This is a genomic window from Massilia yuzhufengensis (genome assembly GCF_900112225.1).
GTDB classification, from domain to species: Bacteria; Pseudomonadota; Gammaproteobacteria; order Burkholderiales; family Burkholderiaceae_D; genus Telluria; species Telluria yuzhufengensis.
Map to the genome: position 1 here is coordinate 1 of NZ_FOLD01000035.1, position 24,666 is coordinate 24,666.

At 65.4% G+C, this 24,666-nt stretch carries 19 protein-coding genes; 10 read left to right on the forward strand and 9 right to left on the reverse strand.

Going from position 1 to position 24,666, the window contains the following annotated elements; translation table 11 throughout:
* Nucleotides 1-207, forward strand: a 207-nt coding sequence (locus BM031_RS25805) for a hypothetical protein (protein WP_218147632.1), incomplete at its 5' end; no start/stop codon positions are given.
* A 230-nt stretch (nt 208-437) separates the two neighbouring features.
* Here BM031_RS25805 and BM031_RS21450 read toward each other — a convergent pair.
* Both BM031_RS21450 and pdxH read right to left on the reverse strand, forming a co-directional pair.
* Complete coding sequence (locus tag BM031_RS21450; RefSeq protein WP_091876592.1) at nt 438-1,643, reverse strand: class I SAM-dependent methyltransferase; 1,206 nt, start codon at nt 1,641-1,643, stop codon at nt 438-440.
* A gap of 56 nt (nt 1,644-1,699) precedes the next feature.
* Complete coding sequence (pdxH, locus tag BM031_RS21455; protein WP_091876593.1) at nt 1,700-2,893, reverse strand: pyridoxamine 5'-phosphate oxidase; 1,194 nt, start codon at nt 2,891-2,893, stop codon at nt 1,700-1,702.
* 89 nt (nt 2,894-2,982) lie between these two features.
* On the opposite strand from pdxH, the gene tcdA reads away from it, so the two are divergent.
* Genes tcdA through cysK form a run of 3 tightly spaced genes read left to right on the forward strand, consistent with a single transcriptional unit; the run spans nt 2,983 to nt 5,385 of the window.
* A complete protein-coding gene (tcdA, locus tag BM031_RS21460) occupies nt 2,983-3,867 on the forward strand; it encodes a tRNA cyclic N6-threonylcarbamoyladenosine(37) synthase TcdA (protein ID WP_091876594.1) in 885 nt (294 codons plus the stop codon).
* Nucleotides 3,868-3,899: 32 nt separating this feature from the next.
* Nucleotides 3,900-4,424 carry an FKBP-type peptidyl-prolyl cis-trans isomerase gene (locus tag BM031_RS21465; RefSeq protein ID WP_229409124.1) on the forward strand — a complete coding sequence of 175 codons (525 nt, stop codon included), beginning with the start codon at nt 3,900-3,902 and terminating at the stop codon, nt 4,422-4,424.
* 28 nt (nt 4,425-4,452) lie between these two features.
* Nucleotides 4,453-5,385, forward strand: a complete 933-nt coding sequence (gene cysK / locus BM031_RS21470) for a cysteine synthase A (RefSeq protein ID WP_091876596.1) — start codon at nt 4,453-4,455, stop codon at nt 5,383-5,385.
* Here the strand turns inward: cysK and BM031_RS21475 are convergent.
* From BM031_RS21475 to BM031_RS21485, 3 genes are all read right to left on the reverse strand, one after another.
* A complete protein-coding gene (locus BM031_RS21475) occupies nt 5,324-5,971 on the reverse strand; it encodes an arsenate reductase/protein-tyrosine-phosphatase family protein (protein ID WP_091876597.1) in 648 nt (215 codons plus the stop codon). The two genes, cysK and BM031_RS21475, sit on opposite strands and share 62 nt — an antisense overlap.
* Nucleotides 5,972-6,200: 229 nt before the next feature.
* The gene (locus BM031_RS21480; protein ID WP_091876598.1) at nt 6,201-7,172 is read right to left on the reverse strand and encodes a cation diffusion facilitator family transporter; all 972 of its coding nucleotides are present in this window, start codon (nt 7,170-7,172) and stop codon (nt 6,201-6,203) included.
* Complete coding sequence (locus BM031_RS21485) at nt 7,169-7,486, reverse strand: ArsR/SmtB family transcription factor (protein WP_091876599.1); 318 nt, start codon at nt 7,484-7,486, stop codon at nt 7,169-7,171. Before BM031_RS21485 ends, BM031_RS21480 begins: the two co-directional genes overlap by 4 nt.
* A 213-nt stretch (nt 7,487-7,699) precedes the next feature.
* On the opposite strand from BM031_RS21485, the gene BM031_RS21490 reads away from it, so the two are divergent.
* Genes BM031_RS21490 through BM031_RS21505 form a run of 4 tightly spaced genes read left to right on the forward strand, consistent with a single transcriptional unit; the run spans nt 7,700 to nt 14,113 of the window.
* Nucleotides 7,700-10,504 (forward strand): type VI secretion system Vgr family protein, encoded by a 2,805-nt coding sequence (locus BM031_RS21490; RefSeq protein ID WP_091876600.1) that lies wholly within the window; start codon nt 7,700-7,702, stop codon nt 10,502-10,504.
* A 1-nt stretch (nt 10,505) separates the two neighbouring features.
* Complete coding sequence (locus BM031_RS21495; RefSeq protein WP_091876601.1) at nt 10,506-11,309, forward strand: DUF4123 domain-containing protein; 804 nt, start codon at nt 10,506-10,508, stop codon at nt 11,307-11,309.
* Nucleotides 11,288-12,076, forward strand: a complete 789-nt coding sequence (locus BM031_RS21500; RefSeq protein WP_091876602.1) for a DUF3304 domain-containing protein — start codon at nt 11,288-11,290, stop codon at nt 12,074-12,076. The genes BM031_RS21495 and BM031_RS21500 overlap by 22 nt, the downstream gene beginning before the upstream one ends.
* Nucleotides 12,077-12,127: 51 nt before the next feature.
* Nucleotides 12,128-14,113 (forward strand): phospholipase effector Tle1 domain-containing protein, encoded by a 1,986-nt coding sequence (locus tag BM031_RS21505; protein WP_177207856.1) that lies wholly within the window; start codon nt 12,128-12,130, stop codon nt 14,111-14,113.
* A 48-nt stretch (nt 14,114-14,161) separates the two neighbouring features.
* On the opposite strand, the gene BM031_RS21510 is transcribed toward BM031_RS21505, so the two are convergent.
* From BM031_RS21510 to BM031_RS21520, 3 genes are read right to left on the reverse strand one after another with little or no spacing between them, the layout of a single operon-like run.
* Nucleotides 14,162-16,963 carry a M16 family metallopeptidase gene (locus tag BM031_RS21510; RefSeq protein ID WP_091876604.1) on the reverse strand — a complete coding sequence of 934 codons (2,802 nt, stop codon included), beginning with the start codon at nt 16,961-16,963 and terminating at the stop codon, nt 14,162-14,164.
* A gap of 12 nt (nt 16,964-16,975) precedes the next feature.
* Nucleotides 16,976-17,878 (reverse strand): metallophosphoesterase family protein, encoded by a 903-nt coding sequence (locus BM031_RS21515; RefSeq protein ID WP_091876605.1) that lies wholly within the window; start codon nt 17,876-17,878, stop codon nt 16,976-16,978.
* Between the two features lie 5 nt (nt 17,879-17,883).
* Nucleotides 17,884-18,366, reverse strand: coding sequence for a CinA family protein (locus BM031_RS21520; RefSeq protein ID WP_091876606.1), 483 nt, complete (start codon nt 18,364-18,366; stop codon nt 17,884-17,886).
* A 389-nt stretch (nt 18,367-18,755) separates the two neighbouring features.
* Between BM031_RS21520 and BM031_RS21525 the strand changes: the two genes are divergently transcribed.
* Together BM031_RS21525 and BM031_RS21530 are read left to right on the forward strand one after the other, a co-directional pair.
* The gene (locus tag BM031_RS21525) at nt 18,756-20,798 is read left to right on the forward strand and encodes a sensor histidine kinase, YfiR-like protein-associated (protein ID WP_091876607.1); all 2,043 of its coding nucleotides are present in this window, start codon (nt 18,756-18,758) and stop codon (nt 20,796-20,798) included.
* Nucleotides 20,795-23,407, forward strand: coding sequence for an EAL domain-containing protein (locus tag BM031_RS21530; protein ID WP_091876608.1), 2,613 nt, complete (start codon nt 20,795-20,797; stop codon nt 23,405-23,407). Before BM031_RS21525 ends, BM031_RS21530 begins: the two co-directional genes overlap by 4 nt.
* Nucleotides 23,408-23,526: 119 nt before the next feature.
* On the opposite strand, the gene thiL is transcribed toward BM031_RS21530, so the two are convergent.
* Nucleotides 23,527-24,489: a thiamine-phosphate kinase gene (thiL, locus tag BM031_RS21535; protein WP_091876609.1), complete on the reverse strand. Its 963-nt coding sequence runs from the start codon at nt 24,487-24,489 to the stop codon at nt 23,527-23,529.
* Nucleotides 24,490-24,666 lie beyond the last annotated feature (177 nt).

Consider the following 24,666-nt stretch of genomic DNA (forward strand, 5'->3'; position numbering starts at 1 on the left):
CCACGACGAATATTTGTCTTGCGAAAACCCGCGTATATCAGGCTGATCAACCGTCGTTTCGCCGCCCGTTCTGCTGTAAGCGCATTGGATAATGCACCGGCACTCAAACATGTAAGACGTCTACAGGCGCGGCTCATCGGACCGATTGAGCATGACCGGGAAGCCGCGCCGGACACTAACTTGGAGTCCACGGATACTGCGGTTTAGCATGGGCCTTGCAGCCCATACCCCGCCAATTTGCGGTGCCTTTGGGCTGCCGCCTGACGGGTCACGTCCCAAACGAGCGAAAAGCAGGAAAAAGAAAGAAACGCTTGACGGGTCAATACATATCAGGGTGGACGGCTTGGCCGTCCGCGCGGTGAGCGCCGGCGATGGCGATGGCGATGCCGCGCATGTGCTGGCGGCAGCTGGACGCGCGGCCGGCGGAGCCGGCCACCCTACCGGTACATATACCGCCGCGACCATGGCAACTGGCTCACTTCACTTCCCGCCTTCCCGCACACGATCTGGTACAGGCTGATCCTGTCGTGCGCGAACGCATACGCGCATCCCGCCAGGTACAAATGCCAGATCCGGAAATGCTTCTCGTCCGTCAGCGTGCGGATGTGCTCGGCATTGGCTTCGAAATTGTCGGTCCAGATCGCGCAGGTGTGCGCGTAGTGCCGGCGCAGGTTTTCCACGTCGCGCACTTCCAGCCCGCCCTTCTGCATTGCCCGCACCACGGTGGACAGATGCGCCAGTTCTCCCTGCGGGAATACGTACTGGTCGATGAATTCACCGCCGCCGTAGGGCGTGGCGGCGTTGTCGACGTTGGCGGTGGTGATCCCGTGGTTCATCACCACGCCATCGGGCGCCAGTAATTTGACCACCTGGTAAAAATAGTCGGTCAGGTGCTGCACGCCGACATGCTCGAACATGCCCACGCTGGTGATGCGGTCGAACTGGCCATCCACGTCGCGGTAGTCCTGCAGCCGGATCTCGACCTGTTTTCCCAGCCCCGCGCGTTCGACCCGTTCGCGCGCCAGCGCCGCCTGGTTCTCGGACAGGGTGACGCCGACGCAGCGCGCGCCGAACTGCTGCGCGGCGCGCAGCACCAGCGCGCCCCAGCCGCAGCCGATATCGAGCAGGCTTTGGCCGGGCCGCAGGCCGATCTTGCGCAGGATGTGGTCGATCTTTTTTTCCTGCGCCGTGGCCAGGTCTTCGTCGCCGTTTTCAAAGTACGCGCAGGAATACACCATGCCCGGGTCGAGCCAGGCCGCGTAGAAAGCGTTGGAGACGTCGTAGTGGTAGCGGATGGCTTCGGCGTCTTTTTCGCGCGTGTGCGGCACCGCGCGCCGCAGCGCGTCGCCCAGGCGGCTGCGCCCCTTGCCCAGGTTCGCGGCCAGCGAGTTGCCGACGCTGATGATGTCGGCGGCCCGTCCCTTGACCTCGATGGCGCCTTCGACATAGGCCCGTCCCAGGCTGTACAGCGAGGGCGAGCGCAGGTAACGCAGGGCGGCGCGGTCGGGGACGCGGATGGTCACGCGCGGCGGATCGGAAGAAAACGCGAGCTGGCGGCCGTCCCACAGTTCCACCCGCAAGGGCAGGGACAATTTGTCACGCAGGCCCGCACTCCAGGCCGACAGCATCATTTGCTCGAACATGGCACCCTCCGGCGGTGATGGCCGGGGCGACGCGCACGCGGGCGCGAAAAACCGGCCTAGGGTTGCAAACGCTGGCGCGTCCAGCTGCCGTCTTCCTTCCGCTCGTAGACGATGCGGTCGTGGAAGCGCGAGCGGCGTCCCTGCCAGAATTCCAGGCGCTCGGGCACGAGGCGGAAACCGCCCCAGTTGCCCGGACGCGCAGGATCGTCACCAGCCTGCCGCGCGACGGTGTCGTAGTTCTGTTCGAGCTCGGCGCGGCTGCCGATGGGGGCACTCTGTTGCGAGGCAATGGCCGACAGGCGGCTTTTGAGTGGCCGGCTGCGGAAATACCGGTCGCTTTCCTCGCTCGAAGTGCGCTCTACACGTCCTTCGATGCGAACCTGGCGCTCAAGTTCGCTCCAAAAAAACAGCAGGGCCGCGTATTGATTATCCTCCAAGTCGTGGCCTTTGCGGCTATCGTAATTGGTGTACCAGGTGAAGCCGCGCTCGTCGAATTGCTTGACCAGCACGATGCGCGAGCTGGGACGGCCGTTGGCCGCCACGGTGGCCACCGACATCGCATTGGGCTCGTTCACTTCGGCCTTGAGCGCCTGCTCGAACCACTGCGTGAACTGCAGCATCGGGTCGTCCAGTACCTCGGTTTCGTTCAGGCTCGCCTGGCCGTAGTCCTTGCGCAGGTCGGCCACCGCCTGGCCCACCGTGGGGGCCGCAGGCGCAGCGCCGATGCCGCGGCGCGCCTGCATCGCCTTGCCCAGTTGCGCCATTTGTTCCTGGCTGAACAGGCGCATCGCCATCGGCGCCATTGTGCTTTCCTCGCGCTCCATGTGGGCAAGATAGCGCTGGCTGAAACGCTGCACGGCGCTGGCCGACAAGGTCGCGGCGCCGCCCGTGGCGATGGCCGCGAGTTGTTCGTGCAAGTCCTGCCACAGCGCGTCCATGTCCTGGTGGTCCTGCAGGATCACCGGGGCCAGCGCCTGCAGGGTAGCGGCGTCCTCGCCCTGGGCCACGGCGCGCAGCATCGGGATCAGGTCCTGCTCCTCGTCGTCGTGGTGCAGGTGGGCGGCTTTCTCGAAATAGGTCAGCACTGCCTGCGCGGCCTGGCGCGCCTGCTCGTCGGCGCCGAACTCGGGCAGGTGGGCGAGCAGCTTGTCGAGGGTGGCGAGCTGCTTGCGGATGCGCCCGTGGCAATGCTTGAGGACGGCGATTGGCTGGTCGAAATCGGGAGCGGTGTCGTGGAGGAGTGAGGTCATGGGGTATTTTGTTGACACACGAGAAGAATTTGGTTGACTAGAAGCTATTTTAGTGCAGACGCTCAAGCGTCGTCCGTTAAAATGCTGGGATGAACCTGACCGATACCCCCTCTTTCGCAGCAAGCCTGGATGACGAAGTCGACTTTGCACGCCGCTTCGGCGGGATCGCACGCCTCTACGGCGAGCGTGCCCTCGAACGCTTCCGTGCGGCGCACGTTTGCGTGATCGGCGTGGGCGGCGTCGGTTCCTGGATCGTGGAAGCGCTGGCGCGCAGCGCGGTCGGCCACCTGACCCTGATCGATCTCGATAACGTGGCCGAATCGAACATCAACCGCCAGCTGCAGGCCTTGACCTCGACCATCGGCATGGCCAAGATCGACGCGCTCAAGGAGCGCATTGCGCAAATCAACCCGTTTTGCAGGGTGACCCTGGTCGAAGACTTCATCGATCCGGAAAACCTCGAGTCCATGATCGCCGGTAAGGGTTTTGACTACGTGGTGGACGCCATCGACGGCGTCAAGTCGAAGGCCGCCCTGATCGCGTATTGCAGCGCCAGCAAGCTGCCGCTGATCGTCATCGGCGGCGCCGGCGGCCAGACCGACCCCACGAAGATCGAAGTGCGCGACCTCGCGCGCACCGAGCAGGAGCCGCTGCTGAAGAAGGTGCGCAAGGTCTTGCGCGCGCAGTACGGCTTCGCCAAGGGCGAAAAGAACAAGTACCACATCGACGCCGTGTTCTCGATGGAGCCGCTGCGCTACCCGGACAGCGGCGAGGCCTGCGCGGTCGATGCGGGCAGCGTCACCGGCCTGAATTGCGCGGGCTTTGGCTCGAGCATGGTCGTAACGGCAACGTTCGGCATGGTCGCCGCCGGCCACCTGCTGCGCAAGCTGGCCGACGCGGCCGATGCCGAGGCGGCGCGGGAAGCGGATGCCCAACGACAAACTGTGCAAGCGGAAGAGGCCTTGCTATCATAGGATCAGTTATCCGATCCTTGAAAGAGCCCTCCATGATCCGTCGTACCATATTGGCTGCCCTGATGCTGGCGGCCGCCGCCGCCAGCGCCCAGGACACCGCGTCCAAGCCGAGCACCCAGCCGGCGCCCGAGCAGCAAGCCGTTCCCCAGGCTACCGCGCCGCAAACCGCACCGCCGCAGGCCGAGCCAGTCGTGCCGGCCGCGCCAACGCCGCAGGTCGAGATCGTCGACCGCGTGGTGGGCAAGGGCAGGGAAGCCAGCCTCGGCAGCAATGTCACCGTCCACTACACCGGCTGGTTCCACAAGCCGCTGGCGCCCAAGCAGCGCGGCCGGAAATTCGATTCCTCGCTCGACGCCGGCCGCACGCCGCTCGAGTTCCAGCTGGGCGCGGGCCGCGTCATCAAGGGCTGGGAACAGGGCGTGGCCGGCATGAAGGTGGGCGGCAAGCGCACCCTGGTGATCCCGAGCGCACTGGCCTACGGCAAGCGCGGCGCCGGCAGCGATATCCCGCCGGACGCAGACCTGATCTTCGACGTGGAACTGCTCAACGTGAAGTAAGTCCAACCCAACCTGGCGGGAGACCGGCATGCGCATCGCGAACGACGTTACTGAACTCATCGGCAACACACCACTCGTACGGATCCGCAGGCTGTCCCGCGGGGCGGGCGCCGAGATCCTCGGCAAGCTGGAATTCCACAACCCCGCCCACAGCGTCAAGGACCGCATCGGCCTGGCCATGATCGAGGCTGCCGAGCGGGCCGGGCTCATCAAGCCCGACACCGTCATCGTCGAACCCACCAGCGGCAACACCGGCATCGCCCTGGCGATGGTGTGCGCCGCGCGCGGCTACCGCTGCAAGCTGGTGATGCCCGAAACCATGAGCAACGAGCGGCGCATGCTGCTGCGCGCCTATGGCGCCGAACTGGTGCTCACGCCCGGCGGCGAAGGCATGCTGGGTGCGATCCGGCGCGCCGAGGAACTGGTGGCGTCCAACCCGCACTACTTCATGCCGCAGCAATTCAACAACCCCGCCAACCCTGAAGTCCACCGCGCCACCACGGCCGAGGAAATCTGGCGCGATACCGACGGCCAGGTCGACATCCTGGTGGCGGGCGTGGGCACCGGCGGCACCATCACCGGCGTGAGCGAGGTCCTCAAGGCGCGTAAACCCGGCTTCCAGGCCATCGCCGTGGAACCGGAAGCCTCGCCCATGCTGTCGAAGGGCACCAAGGGCCCGCACCCGATCCAGGGCATCGGCGCCGGCTTCGTGCCGGCGGTGCTCGATACCCGCGCCTACGACGAAGTCATCACCGTCAGCAACGACAACGCCTTCGAGACTGCCCGCGCCGCCGCGCGCGAAGAAGGCCTGCTGGTCGGGATCTCGTCCGGCGCCGCCCTGTGGGCCGCGATCCAGGTCGCGCAGCGGCCCGAGAACACCGGCAAGCTGATCGTCACCATCATCCCGTCGTTCGGCGAGCGTTACCTGAGTACAGCGCTGTACGCCAACCTGGCGGGCTAGGGCGCCACGGCGTCAGGTGGGCCAGCTCACCGCTGAGCGTGCGCACGGCGCAGTCGATGCGCTTGAACACCGTGTCGAAATACGCTTCGCCCAGCGTGAACGGGTCGTGCAGGTGCGGCATGCCTACCCGGCACCAGAGGCCCAGCAGGGCGATGTGCACGTCGCCCCGTCCCGCCAGGCGCCGGCGCATCGCGTGCGCCTGGCGCACTTCCATGACCAGGAACAGGTCGCCCGGCAGCACCTCGAAATCCGTGAAGCTGGTGGCGCGGTGGCTGCGCATGTCCACATTGGCGCGCGCCGCCGCGGCGATCGCCACGGCCGGTGACTTGCCGCCGGTGGTGGTGGCCAGGCCGATCGAGGCGCAGGGCAGGCCGTAGCCGAGCGCGACCCGGTGCGCAAAGGAACTGCGGCAGATATTCCCCTGACAGACAAACACCACGCGCCTGACTTGTTCGGGCTGGCGCAGGCGGAAGTCGTCCAGCCGTCCCGCAGCCAGCTCCACCCGCGCCAGCAGGCTACGCACCAGGCCACGCCAGGTGCCGTAGCGCTTGTTGATCGGGGCGAGCAGGGGATGGTGGGTGAGCATCGGCTTCCTTGTCGGTGTGCGCGGGGGCGCAGGTACAAGGAATGAGATCACAGGGGTGTGTCGGGAGTGTGACAGGGGATGCTGTATCGCTGTGCTGCGAAAAATTGGTCGGGACAACGGTCTTGAGGGTAGGTGAGAAGAGGTAGCGCAAGCTGTTGGCCCGCCGCCTAGGCACGTCGTTCCGGCGAAGGCCGGAACCTAATTTCGTTGCGTCTTGTTAGCTCGAATTTCAGTGCGCATGTTCATGCCGCCCATGCCCCTCCAGCGCACAATCATGATGCGTCGTCCCTTCCTCCACCTGCAGCGTGCAGTGATGGATCCCGAAATCGCTGCGCAGCTTGGCCACCATCCCGTCCAGCACCCGGTCGCCCGGATACCCGCCCGGCATCACCACGTGCGCGGTCAGCGCGTTTTCGGTGGTGCTCATGGCCCAGATGTGCAGGTCGTGCACTTCCTTCACGCCCGGCTGGCCCGCCAGGAAACTGCGCACCGCGCCAGCATCCACGCCGGGCGGCACCGCCGCCATCGACAGCTGCACCGATTCGCGCAGCAGCGACCAGGTGCCCAGCACGATCACCACCACGATCGCCAGGCTCACCGCCGGGTCGATCCAGGTCCAGCCGGTGCTCATGATGACCAGGCCGGAAATCACCACGCCCAGCGACAGCGCGGCATCGGCCGCCATGTGCAGGTAGGCGCCGCGCAGGTTCAGGTCGCCCTTGCTGCCGGCCAGGAACAGCCAGGCCGAGAAGCCGTTGACCACCACGCCGATCGCCGCGACGATCGACACCGTCAGCCCCTGCACCGGCGCCGGCTCGGTGAAGCGGTGCACCGCTTCCCAGGCGATGGCGCCGCAAGCCACCATCAACAGCAGGCCGTTGCCCAGCGCCGCCAGGATCGAGGAGCCGCGCAGGCCGTAGGTGTAGCGGCCCTTCGGCGCACTCTTGGCCAGCACCGCCGCGCCCCAGGCCAGCATCAGCCCCAGCACGTCCGACAGGTTGTGTCCGGCGTCGGCCATCAGCGCGGTGGAGTGGGCGATGAAGCCGTAGACGAATTCGATCGCCACGAAGGCCGCGTTGAGGCCGATCGCCAGCGCGAAGGCGCGCCCGTTCCCGGCCGGATCGGGCATGTGGTGATGGTGGTGGCCGAAACCGTGGCCGTGGTCGTGGTCGTGGTGGTCGTGCTTGTGGTCGTGGCTCATGCGTCCATCCCGGTGGCTGGTTCGGCGATATGTTCGAACATGTTGGCGAGCAGGCTGCTGATGTGGGCGTCCGCAGCCGAGTAGAAGACCTGCTTGCCCTGGCGCTCGGCCTTGACGATGCGGGCCGCGCGCAGCAGGCGCAGGTGGTGGCTGACCAGCGAACTGGACAACTCGAGTGAGGCGGCGATGTCGCCCACCGCGGTCGGCTGCGCCAGGCAGGCCAGCACGATGCGCAGGCGGGTGGCGTCGCCGAGCAGGTGGAAAAGGTCTGCCAGTTCCTCGACCGCGCCGGGAGCGTATTCGGTGGTGGTCATGATATTTAACATGTGAAGAGTTGTTCATATGTTAGTGCAAAAAATTATACCTTGCAAGTGAACTTGCGCCTGCAGGAAATTTCCTGACGAGCCGCAAGCGCCGACGGCGTGTCTGAAGGTATGTTGGCCGATGTCGTCCATGAAGAACCATCCTGCTGCAGCGGTGAGCTCTGTCTGCCACATCCACCATCACCGAAAGAACGAGGCTTGCCTATGACCCCTGCGTTGGCGGAGCAGCTCGCTACCGCGTCCGCACTGTTTTCCAGCGAGAACAGGCTGTACGAACTGACTGTCGGCGACGGCAGCACCAATCCAGGCATAGGGAGCCTGCTGGTTGAAGCGTTTATCGCCGACGAGGCACTGAACGAACTGAGCGTCCGTGACGTCATCGTCCTCTCAACCAGCATTCATGTGGAGTTCGAAAAGCTATTGGGGCGTCCAGCACGCATGGAGATCAGCCTGGCCGATGGAACCCGTGCTTGCTTTCAGGGCGAGGTCAGCGAAGTGGCGATGCTTGGCAGTGACGGGGGCTTTGCCCGCTATCGGATACGCCTCTCACCCTGGCTGTGGCGCCTCGGCCAGGTACGCAATAGCCGCGTGTGGCAGGACAAGACCGTTATCGAGATTGTCGATTCGGTGTTTGGGGCATATTTGCCGGCCGCGCGATGGCGCTGGAGCGATGAGACATCGTCATTCATGGCAGTTTGTCCGCCGCGACCTTACCGTTGTCAGTACCGTGAATCCGACCTGGCATTCGTGCGCAGGATACTGGCCGAAGAAGGATTGAACTGGCGCTTCGAGCGGACCGAAGACGGGGCCGGCATGGTGCTGTTTGCCGACAGCAGTCATCGTCGCGCAGTGCCCGAAGACCCTGGCAGCGCAATGGAGGGGGGCATCCGTTATCACGGCGTGAGCGCCCTCGAACGTCAGGACACGGTGCAGGCTCTGGTTGCGCAGCGCCGAATTCATTCGTCGCTTGCAACGGTGTTGAGCTATGACTACGAGGCTGGACAGATCGTGGCCGCCGGTTCGCCGTCGCGTTTTCCCACCAGCCGAAAGCTGCCGGCATTGGAAGCGTTCGACGTGCTTGGCTCCTGCGCAATTCGCGGCCGTGGGCTGGCGCAGGACCATGCTGACGTGCAGATGGAGGGGCAGGAGGCCCGTAGTCAGCTATGGCGCGGACGTTCGACGGTTCGCACCCTGTGTGCGGGGACGCGCATGACAATTACCGGGACGCCGCTGCAGGAGCTCGGCGAGGCGCCCGCGTTCACGCTGTTGCGCGTCATGAGTGTGGGCGTGAACAACTTGCCGCCGCCTGCACAGCATGCGCTTGCGGAGCTGTTTGGATCGATTCCCGAGTTGCTGCAGGATGTTGCGTACAGCGATGCACCCGGCAACCTGGAGCTCGTCATCGACCGGGCTATCGAGTCTGGTTACGCCAATTGCTTCGAGGCGATTCCGGCAGCGTTGCCATGGCGCCCCCAATTGCCTTGGGACGCCGACAGTGCTCATCCGAAGCCGACTGCCAACGGTTCCCAAAGCGCGATCGTGATCGGCCCCGATGGGCGCGACCAGCCTCATGGCGCAGAGGAGCAGTATTGTGACCGTCTTGGGAGGATACGCATCCGCTTTCATTGGCAGGAAAACTGCGATGCGAGTTGCTGGGTCCGGGTCGCCCAGCGTGCCGCAGGCGGTGGCATGGGCAGCCAGTTCTTGCCACGCATTGGGCACGAAGTCATGGTGCAGTTTCTGGAAAACGACATAGACCAACCTATCGTCATCGGGTCCCTGTACAACGGACAGGGCGAGGGCGGAACCGTGCCAACCCCGGGCGGCGCGGCAGGTGCCGAGCGCGACCCGGCATGCTTCGCGCGTGCAAACGACCACATGGCCTCGGCCCAGGCTAACCTCGCCGACGGCAACAGTCCAGTTTGGCATGGCGCATCGCACGGTAGTGACGGCCATCGCAACGCCGCAGCGCAGTGGGGTATGCGCAGCAAGGAGTTCGGCGGCTCGGGCTACAGCCAGCTGCTATTCGATGACACGGATACGCAAGGCCGCATTCACTTCAAGTGCACGCATGCTGCGACCGAGTTGAGCCTGGGGCACCTGATCCACGCGGCCGACAACTACCGGGGCAGCTTTCGCGGTCTCGGTGCCGCATTGCATACCAATACTTATGGAGCGGTGAGGGCGGCAGGGCTGCTGGTGACCAGCTATGGGGTCAGGCATGAATCGGTCGGTCGGGAGCCGGTGGGTGAGAACGCGGCTCCCGTCGGCCTGTTGGGACAGGGTATCGCGCTCGCTGCCAGCCTCCATGCAGCGGCGAAGGCGCATCAGACGGTGGGCTATGCATCCCACGATGGCGCCCTGCAAGCCGATGCGAGTGTACTGGACAAGGAGAGCGCTCCACTCAAGGCCATGCTTGCATCGGTCGCGGGGACCGGCGAAGGCAAGCTGCCGTATTCGCGCGACCCGATCATGACATCCGCAGCCAAGGACGGCTTCAGTGCGAGCGCTGGGCAAAGCATCCAGCTGGCGAACGGTGAAACGGTCGTCGCAATGAGCGGTCTGGATACGCAATTTGCCGCTGGCGGACAGACGCGCTTACAGACCGGGCAGGCCATCGGCGTATTGGGCGGAGCCCTCAAATCCGGCGACGACAACGTCGGCTTGCAGATGATCGCCGCCAAGGACTGTATCGATATCCAGGCGCAGGCAGATGGCGCCATGGTGCAGGCTCGGGATCAGCTCGAGGTGTCAAGCGCCAGCATGCGGGTGGACCTGGCGGCGGCGAAAAGGATCAGCCTGTCGACGGCGGGTGGCGCGAACATCGTTATCGACGGTGGAAATATCACGCTCCAGTGTCCCGGCACACTGAAGGCGCAGGCCGGGAAGAAGAGTTTTACCGATCCGACCAAATTGGGTTTCGATATGCCGGCACTGCCGCGCAGCGTCTGTATCGCCTGCCTCAAGAAATCACTGGCGGCAGGTCCCGCCTTCACGATGGTGGAGTGACATGCTCATCGATACTTTCTCCCCAGACTGGCTCGATGACCTGTACCTGCGTGCGGAGAAAGTGGCCCTGCCTGCTCGACAGTACATTCTTATCGACGGCGCCTTTGTCCCCGGATTACACAGGATGCTTGCGAGTGAGCGCAAGGCTGTTTTGTTTGCTGCGCTTCCGGGCTGCACGGCGGAAGCGGCCGATGCATCCCCTTTCCTGACCTTGCTCGAACCTGGCGACAGGGGTATGAAGAAGCTGTTGCGGCGCTGCGACCGCTGGCCGATGGTCAGCGTGATCGAGACACGGGAATCGCTTGCGCAACTGGCTGGTCGCCTGTCGGCCTGGTGCGTTGTGGAGGTGGATAGTCAGCGTTTCAATTTCCGGTTTCCGGATACGCGGCGTTTGCCGGCCATCGTCGACACGCTGAATCCTGCCCAACGCGCCCAGTTCCTTGGGCCTGCGTCGCGCTGGACTTATGTCGCTCGGGATGGCCGCTGGCATGCGCTGCCCGTCGAAGGTTCTGACGCAGGGATTGCTGATAACCCTGAACTGGACGAGCGCCAGTTTGCCACCCTGGCAGGCGATAGCCACGCCGATGAGTTGGCGGTGCTGCTGGGCGACCGCGGGCATGAAGTTTATGAACGTCCATCGCGAACCCATGCGCCGCTCCGTTGCGCTTTGCTCGCCGCGCAAACAGCAGGGATGGACGACCACGAGCTGACCGGCTGGTGCGAATGGTTCTGGCAACAGGATCGCTTATGTGAAAACGCAGACGCGGCAGACATGTTGCATGCATGGCGAACAACATCAGTATGAGGATGGATATGCCCAAATCGATGTTGAACCGCGCAGCGCCTGTTCTGATGTTTCTCTTGATCGAAACAGGTCTTTCTGCCTGCGGCCGGCCTACTACGGTCGACGTCAGTCTTCATGGTGTCAACTACAGTGAAGAGCCGTTCAGCTATTCGGTAAAGGATCCCACTCTTGCGGACCAGCGCGGCGCTGGCGGCGAGCTGATCGATCCATTCGCGGCTGGAGGGACGACGTGCTGCGCGACGCTGCCCAAGACCTGGCGTCCTGGAATCAAGCTCCAGGTGAACACGACGCATTGGCTGGAGAAGCGTCCAGACGGCGAGCTGCCTGAGATCAAAGGAACGCATCTTGTCGAGGTGCCGCGATATCCCGATGGCAAGCCGGGGGAACTGTGGGTGCTGCGCGCAGCCGATGGAGGAATTAGTGTGGTGTCGAGCGACTTCCAGCCGGACCATTTGAATTGGCCGGGCACGGTAAAGGGATGGCCGGTGCCATCTCTCAAATATCGGCGGGAACGCTGGAAGATTATCCTTAATCATGAGCTAACCGGTATATATGGCGCTCTCTCTTTGCTGTATGAATTGGAAACCGATCCTAAGGGTAGGGCCAGAGTTGCTTGGGAATTTGCAGAAGAACATGAGCGCGAGAGTATTAAAGGATTTTCTGGTCCAGATGATCCAAAATACTTAGTTTTTCTAAGAAAGGACTATAACGAATATTTTGAGAATAGCCGGAACAGGGTGAGGCAAGTCATGGAGGAGCAGCCATGACTGCTCGGCTCTCTCCTCCTATTGGTGAAAATTTTGCAAGTGCGGTCGATTGTGGCTAATTTTTTCTCCGTGGAGGAAAATAAAAAATTCTTGGAAACGCATGAAGTACGCGAGCGCGCTCCTGTTGGAAAACCGAAAGATTCTTGCAAGACCAATCTGTTTTTTGGCTTCTTCTTTGATGGAACCAAGAATAATTACGAACAGGCCGAAGCCGCGAATAACCACTCGAACGTCGCCCGACTCTACGATTGCTATCCCGGATTGAGTGTGCCGGGAGTTCTTCCGCCCACCACAGACTGGAAAGGAAATGCATCAAGTTATACGCACTTCTTCAGAGTGTATGTGCCCGGTGTCTCTTCGCCTTTTCCACAGGTAGGCGATAGCGGCACAGGCTGGCACGGAACATCCGGCGCTGCGGCAGGAGGGTTCGGCGACTTCAGGATAGTGTGGGCACTGGTGCAAGCCGTGAACAATCTTCATCGTTATTTCACTGGCGTCCCGCTGATTTCTCCTGTTGAAACGAAAGAGCTAGTCGGGAAGATGATCATCAATAAGCTCACGCGAGCGCTTCTTGATGGAAGGGGCACCAGCGGTGCGCTCATTTCCAAGCGAGAAAAGCTAGTGCCGAGGAAGTTCGAAGAAATCCTGCTCAGATTACATGATGCGGTATCGAAGCATTGGCCTGACCGGAAAACTGGCAAGCCCGCCAAGATCGATCCGGGCATCGTCAAGACCATCTATATTTCAGTATTTGGCTTTTCCCGCGGAGCCACCGAGGCACGTGTTTTCGTCAACTGGCTGCAGTCCCTCTGCAAGCTCGATGCCAGGCTGCGAGGAAAAACTGGCGCAATGTCGCTTGGAGGCTTTCCCGTACATTTCGACTTCCTGGGCTTGTTCGATACTGTCGCCTCGGTCGGCTTGGCAAACTCGTTTGGATATTTTGACGGCCACGGTCTCTGGGCTGATGCCGAAGACAGCCTGCGTGTTCCTCCGGGAATCAACTGCCTGCATCTGGTTGCAGCACACGAGCTGCGCCGCAGTTTCCCGGTTGATTCGATTTCGGTGAACGGCGCCCTCGCTGCGGGCTGCACGGAAATCGTCGTGCCCGGAGTGCATTCCGACGTTGGTTGTGGCTACTGCCCTGGCGAGCAAGGACGCGGAATCGACCCGAAAGGCGCCGACATGCTGACGCGAATTCCGCTCCTGATGATGTACAAGGCAGCGCGCCTGAACGGCGTCCCTTTGAAGCTGGAGCTCGCCAGTTCTGTGGCGAAGGAACGCTTCGCCCTGAAACCGGAGGCGATTCGCGCATTCAACGCATACATTGCGACCTGCACCGAAAAAAGCGGGCCGCTGCATCGGATCATGCGCGAGCAGGCACGCAAGCAGATCGAATGGCGGCTCGCGCGGCGTGTCTCAGGAAGCTCCCCCTTACATAAGAGTCCCAGCTTCCTCCGCTCGTCCGTATTCGACCAGAACGATCTTCACAGTGCAGCCCATGAATTCGAAGACGAAATCAAAGCGTTCGGGAACTGGCTCAGGGATAAAGGCGGTCAATTCACTCCTTCAAGCCAGAAGGCGGGAATTGGCAACAGTCACGCCTCCGAATGGGAGGAGATCGCTACATGGTGGGAGAAGGAGAAGGCCGTGCAGCCAGCTGTGCTGGAATTCTTCGATAACTACGTCCATGATTCACGCGCATGGTTCAAGCTCATTCCCGGAAATCCCGATAACGAAAAAGATATGCTCTCTACGCTCGATAAATGGGTGAAAAGGCGCAAGGCGGTAGCTAGCCATAATGAATTGCGATCGAAGATGCGCGGTCGGGGAAACGCCATGTATCAGATGCGCGCAGACGATAGGCTGAACGAAGACCAGATTCGCGCAGCCGAGGAGTATCAGAAAACCGGGAAGATTCCCCGCCTTGTCACCGAAGGACGAGAGCCATGGGGCGCGGCATCAGATTTGATTGCATGTGCGGGCTACCTGAGATACCGGAAAGTCTACGGCGGCTCGGATTCCGATCTTATCTCCTGACCCGTCGCTGAAAAAAGGTTAGCCAGCCCACGCATGCGGGGCGCGCCATCATTTTGCTGGCCCCGCCAACTGCCCGTCGCTGTCCCGCACTTCCGCCACCCCCAGCCCCAGCGGCTGCAGCTGCGGCAGGATGCGCTTGCGGTCACCCACGGCCACGACCTTCATCCGCTCCGGCACCAGGTACTTGCGCGCCACCGCCTGCACCTGCGCCGCGGTGACGCTGGCCAGCTGCCCCGGCAGGCGCACGTAGTAATCGGCCGGCAAGCCATAGATGAACAGTTCGGCCAGGCTGGCGCCGATGTCGGCATTGGTATCGAACTGCCCTGGCAGCGACAGCACCTGGGCGTCGCGCGCGGCCGCCAGTTCGGCCGGCGGCAGCGGCGTGTCGCGGATCGCGGCCAGTTCGCGGAATACTTCGCGCACCGAGGCGCCGGTGGCCTTGGCCTGCACGTTGCCGGCAATGACGAAGGGGCCCGGCGTGCGGTCGTAGCGGAACTGCGAGTACACGCCGTAGCTGTAGCCGCGGGTCTCGCGCAGGTTGTTGTTCAGGCGGCTGGAGAACATGCCGCCGAAGGCGCCGTTCATGACCTGCAGCGCCGGGAAGTCGGGCGTGTCGCGCGCCGCGCCGATGCTGGTGATGCGCAGCGCGGTCTGGCCGGCGTCCGGCTCGTCCACCACCACCAGCCGCGCGTCCGTGCCGGCCGCATCGCCCGGCCCGCCGCCCGGCGCGTCGGCGCCGGCCCAGGCGGCGAAGCGCGCTTCCACCAGGGCTTTCAGTTCGGCGCGCGTGATGTCGCCCGAGACCACCAGCGCCGCGTTTTCCGGCACGTAGTGGCGGCGCCAGAAGGCGGCCAGGTCGTCGCGCGTGACGCTGCGGATCGCCGGCTCGGTGCCGAGCTGGCCGTAGCCCTTGGCGTGCCGGCTGCCGTACAGGGCGCCGGCGGCGGCCACCGCGGCGACCGATTCCGGCTCGTCGCGCTGCTGGATCAGGTCACCGATGCGGCTGGCGCGCTGGCGTTCCACTTCGGCGATCGGAAAGGCCGGGCGCTGCACCACGTCGGCCAGGATGTCCAGGGCCTGGGGGAAGGTGGCGCGCAGCGACAGCAGCGACACGGTGGACGCGTCGGGGCTGGTGCCGCTGTCGAGGAAGGCGCCGAGCTGCGCGATCTCGTCGGCGATCTGGGGCGCGCTGCGGGTGGCCGTGCCTTCTTCCAGCATCTGCGCGGTGAAGCCGGCCAGGCCGGGCAGGGAGGCCGGATTGGCGGCGCTGCCGCTGCGCACCACCAGCTGGCTCGATACCAGCGGCAGGCCGGGGTTGTGGTGGTGGATGACGGTGAGGCCATTGGCCAGCCTGAACGACTCGCCCCGGGGCAAGGTGAACTGCGGCGTGGGCCCGGCCTTCGGCTGCTGCGCGCGCCATGGCTCGGGCGCGTTGATGCCTTCGCTGGCCGGGGCGGCGGTGCGCTTGCCCTTGGGCGCCGGCGGCACCCGCGGGTCCTTGATGACTGGCTTGCCGGGCAGGCCGGTGACCACGGCGCGCGCCTGCTGGCGCAGGTAAGTGCGCACCACGCGCTGCACGTCGGCCGGCGTCACGCGGCGCAGGCGCTCCAGGTCCTTGGCCAGGTAGCCGGGGTCGCCGGTGTACTGGTTGTACTGGTTCAGCTGGTCGGCCAGGCCGTCGCCGCCGAGCTTTTCGATGGAGGAGAGCAGGGCGGTCTCGATGCTGTTGCGGGCGCGTTCCACTTCGTGCAGCGACGGGCCTTCGTCGCGCAGCAACGCCAGTTCGGCATCGATCGCCGCCTCCAGTTCGCGCGCCTCGATGCCGCTGCGGGCGGTGACGTCGATGACGAATGTCGACACCAGCGCGTAGGAATGCTGGGCGGCGTCGACGTCCTGGGCGATCTGCTGTTCGTACACCAGCTTCTTGTACAGCCGGCTCGACTTGCCGCCGCCCAGGATGACGGCGGCCACCGACAACTCGGCGTCGCCCGGCTGGTAGGCCGGCGGCGTGTGCCAGCCCATGAACACGCGCGGCAGCTCGACGCGGTCGTGCACCACCACCCGGCGCTCGCTGGCGATCGGCGGCGTGATGACGCTGGGCCGCATCACCGCCGGGCCGCGCTTCAGCGAGCCGAAATAGCGTTCGACCAGCGCGCGCGTCTTGACCTTGTCGATGTCGCCGGCGATGACGATGCTGGCGTTGTTCGGCGCGTAGTAGCGCGTGAAAAACTCGCGCACGTCCTCGAGCCTGGCGTTCTGGATGTCGGCGTGCGAGCCGATGATCGACGCGTAATACGGGTGGTCCTTGGGGAACAGCGCATGCGCCAGCGCTTCCTCCACCAGGCCATAGGGCTCGCCCTCGACCGTTTCACGGCGCTCGTTGCGCACCACGTCCTGCTGGGTGGTGAGCGCCTTCTGGTCCAGCACGTCGAGCAGGTAGCCCATGCGGTCGGCGTGCACCCACAGCGCCAGCTCGAGCTGGTTCGAGGGCACCGTGTCGTAGTAGTTGGTGCGGTCGTAGTCGGTGCTGCCGTTGCTGTCGAGGGCGCCGGCGCCCTCCAGCAGGCGGTCGGCCAGCCCGCGCGGGATGTGGCGGGTGGCCTCGAACATCATGTGTTCGAACAGGTGGGCGAAGCCGGCCAGCCCTGGCGCCTCGTTGGCCGGGCCGACGTGGTACCAGATGTTCACCGCCACGATCGGCAGGCGCTTGTCTTCGACCAGGATCAGCTGCAGGCCATTGGACAGCGTGGTCTTGTCGAAAGCGACGGTGGGCGCCGGCGCCTGGGCGCGGGCGTCGGGAGGGGCAGGGCAAAGGAGCATAAGCGGGAGGATCAAGGTAATGAGTTTCATGCCGGGCTTCCATCAGTGGCACACGCCGCGTCCATGGTCGGGGGTGGCGCCGGCCGGGACGCGCCTGGGGTCGGCCGGCAGGAAGCGCCATTCGTAGCCGCCCTCCAGCAGGCGCAGCGCCAGCACGCCATCGAGGCTGGCGTCGCGCACCTCGCTGTTGGGAGTGAGCTGCAGGAAGGGCGTGGCGTAGGCGCCGCCGGTGCCGACCACGAACTGGCGCACCCCGCGGGCGCGGTCCAGCCGGCCGTCGGCATCCTGCGGCGCGAAGCGCTCGTAATCGTGGTCGTGGCCCGATAAAACGATCTCGGCGCCGGCCGCGTGCAGCAGTGCGAAGGCGTCGCGCATCCGGCCCGGGCCCAGGTGGCCGCCCGAAGTATAGAGCGGGTGGTGCCAGAAAGCGAGGGTGCAGCGGCTGGGCGAGCGCGCCAGTTCGGCGCGCAGCCAGCCTATCTGGGCGGCGTGCGCCGGCCCTTTCAGGTTGCTGTCGAGCGAGACCACCAGCCAGCTGCCCAGCCGCAGCGCGTAGTAGCCGCGTCCTGCGCGCTCGCCGAAGTAGGCGTAGTATGGCCGGGCCCCGGGTGTGGCGTATTCGTGGTTGCCGGGCGTGGGCCAGGTGCGGTCGCGAAACCGTCCCCAGGTCGGGCCGTAGCAGTCCCTGAACTCGGCCGCCGTCCCCTTCGGGTAAGTGTGGTCGCCCAGCGACAGCACGGCGGCATCCGGTTCGGCGCGCAGCAAGCCTTCCACCAGCGTGGCGGTGGCGGCCGCGCCCGACCAGCGCGGGTCGGGGTGCTTGCAGCGTGCGATGTCGCCGGCGGCGTACACGGTGTAGGCGCCGGCAGCCGCCGGCCCGGCGCCGAGCAGCAGGCACAGGCCGAACGACAGGCCGCCAGGCAGGCGCGGCGCCAGCCGGGACATGGCCTTTATTCGATCATGCGCAGCAGGCCCTGCAGCGCGTGCGCCACGGTCTGCTCGCGCACGGACTTGCGGTCGCCCTGGAACACCAGCCGCTCGGTGTGGGTGGTGTCGCCGCGCGCCCAGCCGAAGCAGACCGTGCCGACCGGCTTGCCCGGCACCGCGCCGGTGGGGCCGGCGATGCCGGTGGTGGAGACCGCGACGTCGGCGGTGCTGCTCGACAGCGCGCCTTCGGCCATCTTGCCGGCGACTTCTTCGCTGACCGAGCCGAACTGGGCGATGAGCGCGGGCGAGACGTCGAGCAGCTCGGCCTTGGAGTTGTTGGAATAGGTGACGAAGCCGCAGTCGAACCAGCCGGTGGAGCCCGGGATTTCAGTGATGGCCTGCGACACGCCGCCGCCGGTGCAGGATTCGGCGGTGACCAGCATCAGGCCTTTGGCCTCTAGCGCACGGCCAACTTTAGTAGCAAGATCGAGAATATCGTTCGTCACGTGAAGCTCCTTTTGAGTACGTGTCTGCGCTGGGGTGTGGCGCGCGCGTGGCGCACGGCTTCATTCTAGCGCGCTCCACGGCCATCTGGCACGGAAAGCGTCGAGGAACGTGCGGCCACCATGTTACCCGCCCTGCATGGATGTATTTACCGGGCGCCGACAAGCCCAATCGTGAAAGGTTCCGTGCGACATGACACACAGTGCTCCGCTATGCTGGTGACGCTGCCGCGTACGCGCGGCCGGTACCTTTTTTCGTCTTCCGTAGGACCTGGAATGCCGCTCGAACGACATGCGCGTGACCGGACCGGACCGGCCCACTTGTGCGGCATGGGCGGCAGCTGTCCGCCCCAAGCTGCACCGCGTCGCCGCGCGCCGGCGGCGGAGCCTGCATGACCGGCCGTACCATCCGCACCAAGCTGGTGGCGGCCGTCATGACGACCACGCTGGCCGCGCTGCTGGTATCGATCGCGATCATCATCGGCTACGACCTGCGCAGCTACCACCGCGGCCTCATCAACGACCTGTCGACCCAGGCCGAGCTGGTCGGCCACATGACCTCGGCCGCGCTGACCTTCGACGACCCGCGCCTGGCCAATGAAAACCTGGCGCTGCTACGCACCCGCCCGATGGTGCGCGCGGCCGCCATCTACGACGCCAACGGCGAGCTGTTCGCTTCCTACCAGGCGCAGGGCGAAGCGCGCCAGATGCCGCCGCAGCTGTCGGCGGCGCCCAGCAGCGACGGCGACGACCTGGTGGTGCGCCAGCGCATCTCCGAGAACGGCGACACCCTCGGCACCGTCTACCTGCGCGCCGAGAACCAGCTGCTGGCGCGCACCCTCGACTACCTCAGCATCGCCCTTGGCGTGACCCTGCTGGCGATGGGCGTGGCCTACCTGCTGGTGCGCCGCATGGGCCACGTGGTGACGGCGCCGATCGTCGCCATTACCGAGATCGCACGCGACGTCGTGGCCACCCGCGATTATTCGCGCCGCGCGCCGCGCATCAGCGACGACGAGGCCGGGGAGCTGGTCGATTCCTTCAACGCCATGCTGATCGAGATCGAGGGCCGCACCCGCGAACTGGAAACCTCGAGCGCCGAGATCGCGCGCGAAGTGTATGAGCGTTCGCGCGCCCAGCAGGAAGTGATGCGCCTGAACGAGCAGCTCGAGCAGCGCGTCGACGAGCGCACCCTGCAGCTGGCGCTGGCCAACGCCGAACTGGCCAACGCCAACGAAGAAGCACGCAGCGCCAACCAGGCCAAGTCGGCCTTCCTGTCCTCGATGAGCCACGAGCTGCGCACGCCGCTCAATGCGATCCTCGGCTTCGCCCAGATCCTCACCTCCAACACGCTGCCCTCGACGCTCGAGCAGAAGAAGGAGTTCGCCAACCACATCCTCAAGTCCGGGCGCCACCTGCTCACGCTCATCAACGAGATCCTCGACCTGGCCAAGGTGGAGTCGGGCACGGTGACCCTGTCGATGGAACCGGTGGCGCTCGCCGACACGCTGGCGGAAACCCGCACGATGGTCGAGCCGATCGCAGCCCAGCGCGGCGTGCGCGTGCTGTTCCCCGAGGCGCCCGGCGCGGTGGTGCTGGCCGACCGCACGCGCCTGAAACAGGTGCTGCTCAACCTGCTGTCGAATGCGGTGAAATACAACCGCGAGGCCGGCGCCGTGGTGCTGGCCTGCGAGCAGGTGGCGCCGAACCGGCTGCGCCTGTCGGTGCAGGACACCGGCATCGGCCTGGACGCCGACCAGGTGGCCAGCCTGTTCCAGCCCTTCAACCGGCTCGGCCAGGAGGGCGGCAACCAGGAAGGCACCGGCATCGGCCTGGTCGTGACCAAGCGCCTGGTCGAACTGATGGGAGGCGAGATCGGCGTCACCAGCAGCCCGGGCGTGGGCAGCGTGTTCTGGATCGAGCTGGCCACCACCGCGCCGCTGGCCGCCGCCACGCTCGAGGAAGGCGCGCAGGCCACCGGGGAAGCGCAGCCGCTGCCGGACGAAGGCGCGCCGCACCTGATCCTGTATGTGGAAGACAACCCGGCCAACCTGCGCCTGGTCGAAGAGATCGTGCGCTTTCGCGGCGACCTGCGGCTGCTGTCGGCCCCGGACGGGCATGTGGGCCTGTCGCTGGCGCGCGCCCACCTGCCCGAGATCATCCTGATGGACCTGAACCTGCCCGGCATGAGCGGCATCGAAGTGCTCAGGCAGCTGCGCGCCGACCAGGCGACCGTCGCGATTCCCGTCATCGCCCTCACCGCCAATGCCATGCCGCGCGATATCGAGCGCGGCCAGGCGGCCGGCTTCAACCGGTACTTGACCAAACCGATCGACCTCGACAAATTCAGCGAAGCGATCAACAGTACGCTGGCGCAACTCTACCCACCGGGAAGCGGTGGGAAACAGGCGCCGGCCGAAAGGAAGGCCGAATGATTTCACTGTCCGACATCCGCCATGCGCGCATCCTCGTCGTGGACGACGAACCCGTCAACGTCCAGCTGCTCGAGTACCTGCTGAAAACCACCGGGTACGAGAACGTCGCGAGCACAAACGACCCGCGCCAGGTGGTGTCGATGCACCTGAAACAGCGCTACGACCTGATCATCCTCGACCTGCACATGCCCGGCATGGACGGCTTCGACGTGATGGAAGCGCTCAAGCCCCTGGAGAGCGATTCGTGGCTGCCGGTGCTGGTGGTGACGGCCGAACCGGACAAGAAACTGGCGGCGCTGGAGGCCGGCGCGCGCGACTTCATCGGCAAGCCCTTCGACACGGTCGAGGTCATGACGCGCATCCGCAACCTGCTCGAGGTGCGCCTGCTGCACCGCGAATCGCAGGACTACGGCGTGGCGCTCGAACGCGAGGTGCGCGAGCGCACCGCCGAACTGGCGCGCTTTCGCGGCGCGATGGACGCCACGCCCGACGCCATCTTCCTGATCGACACCGCCAGCATGGCGATGGTCGACGTGTCCGACGGCGCCTGCCGCATGCTCGGCTTCTCGCGCGACGCGCTGCTGCGGATCGATCCGGTGGCGCTGGGCCTTGGGACGCGCGAGCTGCTGGAGCGCCACCTGGCCGCTGACGCCGTGGCCAGCGGGCCGCAGGCGGAAAAGGTCGAGTATGGCGCGCTGCCCGGCGACATCGTCGAGACCGAGCTGCTGCGCGCGGGCGGGCAGGGCGCGGTGGCGGTGGAAATCAGCTGGAAGCTGAAGGACCTGGGCAAGAGCCGCATGCTGATCGCGGTGGCGCGCGACATCAGCGAACGCCTGCACGCGCAGGAACGCATGCGCCACATGGCCAGCTACGACGCGCTCACCGGCCTGCCGAACCGCACCCTGTTCTTCCAGAACCTGCGCGACGCGATCGAACTGGCGCGCGACAAGAACTGGCGCGTGGCGGTGCTGTGCATCACGCTCGACCGCTTCAAGATCATCAACGATTCGCTCGGCACCGCGCTGGGCGACGAGCTGCTGCGCCAGTTCAGCACCCGCCTGGTGCGCTGCGTGCGCCTGCGCGACACGGTCGGCCGGCTGGGCGGCGACGAGTTCGCCCTGATCCTCACCATGACGCGCGACCAGCAGGAAGCGGTGAATGTCGCCAACGAGATCCGCGAGGCCCTGCGCGCGCCCTTCGACCTGCACGGCCAGGCCGCCGCGCTGACGGCCAGTATCGGCATCGCCATGTACCCGGAAGACTCGACCGAGCCGGGCGCGCTCATCAAGTACGCCGACACCGCGATGGTGCGCGCCAAGGAGGCGGGGCGCGACGGCTACCGTTTCTTCACCGCCGGGATGAACGTGCAGGTGCTGGCGCGCCTGGACCTGGAACTGGCGCTGCGCGGTGCGCTCGAGGGCGGCGAGTTCGTGCTGTACTACCAGCCCAAGCTCGAACTCAATACCGGACGGGTGGCCGGCGTGGAGGCGCTGCTGCGCTGGAACCGGCCCGGCTTCGGGCTGGTGTACCCGGCCGAATTCGTGCCGGTGATGGAAGAGACCGGGCTGGTGGTGCGGGTCGGCGAATGGATCGTCCACGAAGCCTGCCGCCAGATCGCCGCCTGGAACGCGGCTGGCTTGCGCGACGTGCGGGTGGCGGTCAACGTGTCGAGCCGCCAGTTCGTCGAGGATGACTTGGAAGGCGTGATCCGCGCGGCGCTCGAGCGCCACGGGGTGGAACCGGGCATGCTGGAACTGGAATTGACCGAAAGCGCGCTGATGTCCAATGCCGAGCACACCATCGAGGTGCTGGGGCGCCTGAAGGAGCTCGGCATCCGGATTGCCATCGACGACTTCGGCACCGGCTACTCGTCGCTGGCCTACCTCAAGCGCTTCCCGATCGACAAGCTCAAGATCGACATCGCCTTCGTGCGCGACATCGTGACCAACCCGGACGACGCCGCCATCGCGCTGGCCATCATCAGCATGGCGCACAGCCTGCACATGCAGGTGATCGCCGAAGGGGTCGAGACGCGCGCCCAGATGGCGTATTTGCGGCGCCACCGCTGCGACGAGATCCAGGGCTTCCACTTCTCGCGCGGCATCCCGGCCGACGACCTGGCCCGCCTGGTGCGCGACAACCGCGCCCAGCCCGACCAGCCGCCGGCGCAGGACGACAAGGTGCAGACCCTGCTCATCGTGGACGACGACGTCAACGTGCTCACTTCGCTGCACCGCCTGTTCAGGCGCGACAACTACCGCGTGCTCACTGCGTCGTCGCCGGCCGAAGGCTTCGAGCTGCTGGCGCTGTACCGCGTGCAGGTGATCGTGTGCGACCAGCGCATGCCGGTCATGAGCGGCACCGAGTTCCTCAGCAAGGTCAAGGAGATGTACCCGGGAACGATCCGCATCATCCTGTCCGGCTACACGGGCGTGGAAACCGTGCTCGATTCGATCAACCGCGGGGCGATCTACCGCTTCTATACCAAGCCGTGGCACGACCAGCAGCTGCGGGAAAATATCCGGCTGGCGTTCCGGCATTACTGGATGACCAATGGGCCGTATGACGACCGCAAGGCGCCGAGGGAGGGGGATGAGAAGGTGGCGTAGGCGGGGCGATCAAATTGGGTCCCGGCCTGCGCCGGGACGACGTGCTTACATTGTTGGCCTAAAAACCGTCGTACGCGCCACTGGCGCCTACGACTTCCGGCGCAGGCCGGAACCCAAGTTCAACTGAAGTGATCCCACCCGCTCAAGCGAAGATCCAGCGCCGCGCCATCCGAATCCACCAGCCTCAACCCCGGCTCCGCGTCAATTTTCCCCACCCGCGTCACCGCCGTCCCGCTCGCCCGCCCCGCCTCCAGCACCTTCTCGCGATTGGCCACCGGCGCCGTAAAGCACAACTCGTAGTCATCCCCACCCGCCGCCGTAAACCGCCGTCGCAAGCCCCGGTCCTGCCGCGCCAGCACCGGCCCCGCCGGCAGCGCATCCACGTCGAGCGTCGCGCCGACGCGCGACGCGGCCAGGATGTGCCCCAGGTCCCCCACCAGCCCATCCGAGATATCGAGCGCCGCATGCGCCACCGGCTGGGCGGCCAGCGCCAGTCCCAGGGCCACGCGCGGCGACGGCAGGTGCATGCGCTGCGCCGCCGCCTGCTGGTCGTCGGGGGAGAGCGCCAGTTCCTTCCAGTACCCGGCCAGCGCCAGGCGCGCATCCCCCAGCGTCCCCGAGATCCAGATGTCGTCGCCCACCCGCGCCGCGTCGCGCCGCAGCGCGTGGCCAGGTACCAGCTCGCCGAACACGGTGATGCAGATGTTCAGCGGCCCCCTGGTGGTATCGCCTCCCACCAGTTCGCACCCGCAGGCGTCGGCCAGCGCGAACAGCCCGCGCGAGAACCCGTCCAGCCACGCCGGGTCGGCCGCGGGCAGCGCCAGCGCCAGCGTGAAGGCGACCGGCTGCGCGCCCATCGCCGCCAGGTCGGACAGATTCACCGCCAGCGCCTTGTGCCCGAGCATGAAGGGATCGGCGCCGGCGAAGAAATGCCGGTCCTCGACCAGCATGTCCGAGGAAATCGCCAGCTGCCGGCCGGGCGTGGGCGTGAGCAGGGCGCAGTCGTCGCCGATGCCGAGGGTGGCGCGGCCGGGGCGGTCGCGCCGGAAGAACTGTTTGATGAGGTCGAATTCGGAGAGCATGCGCGGATTGTAAACCGCCGCTGGAGAGGGCTGTCGCGTCAGATTCATAAGCTTTGCAACTGAATGGTCTTCTGAAATAAGCTTGTCTTCTGAATCATAAGGCTGCTTGTTGAAAATACGTAGCCTTCGATAAGTGCTCGTCTGATAAAATTGGAGGTTCCCCTCTAGTACCAGGAA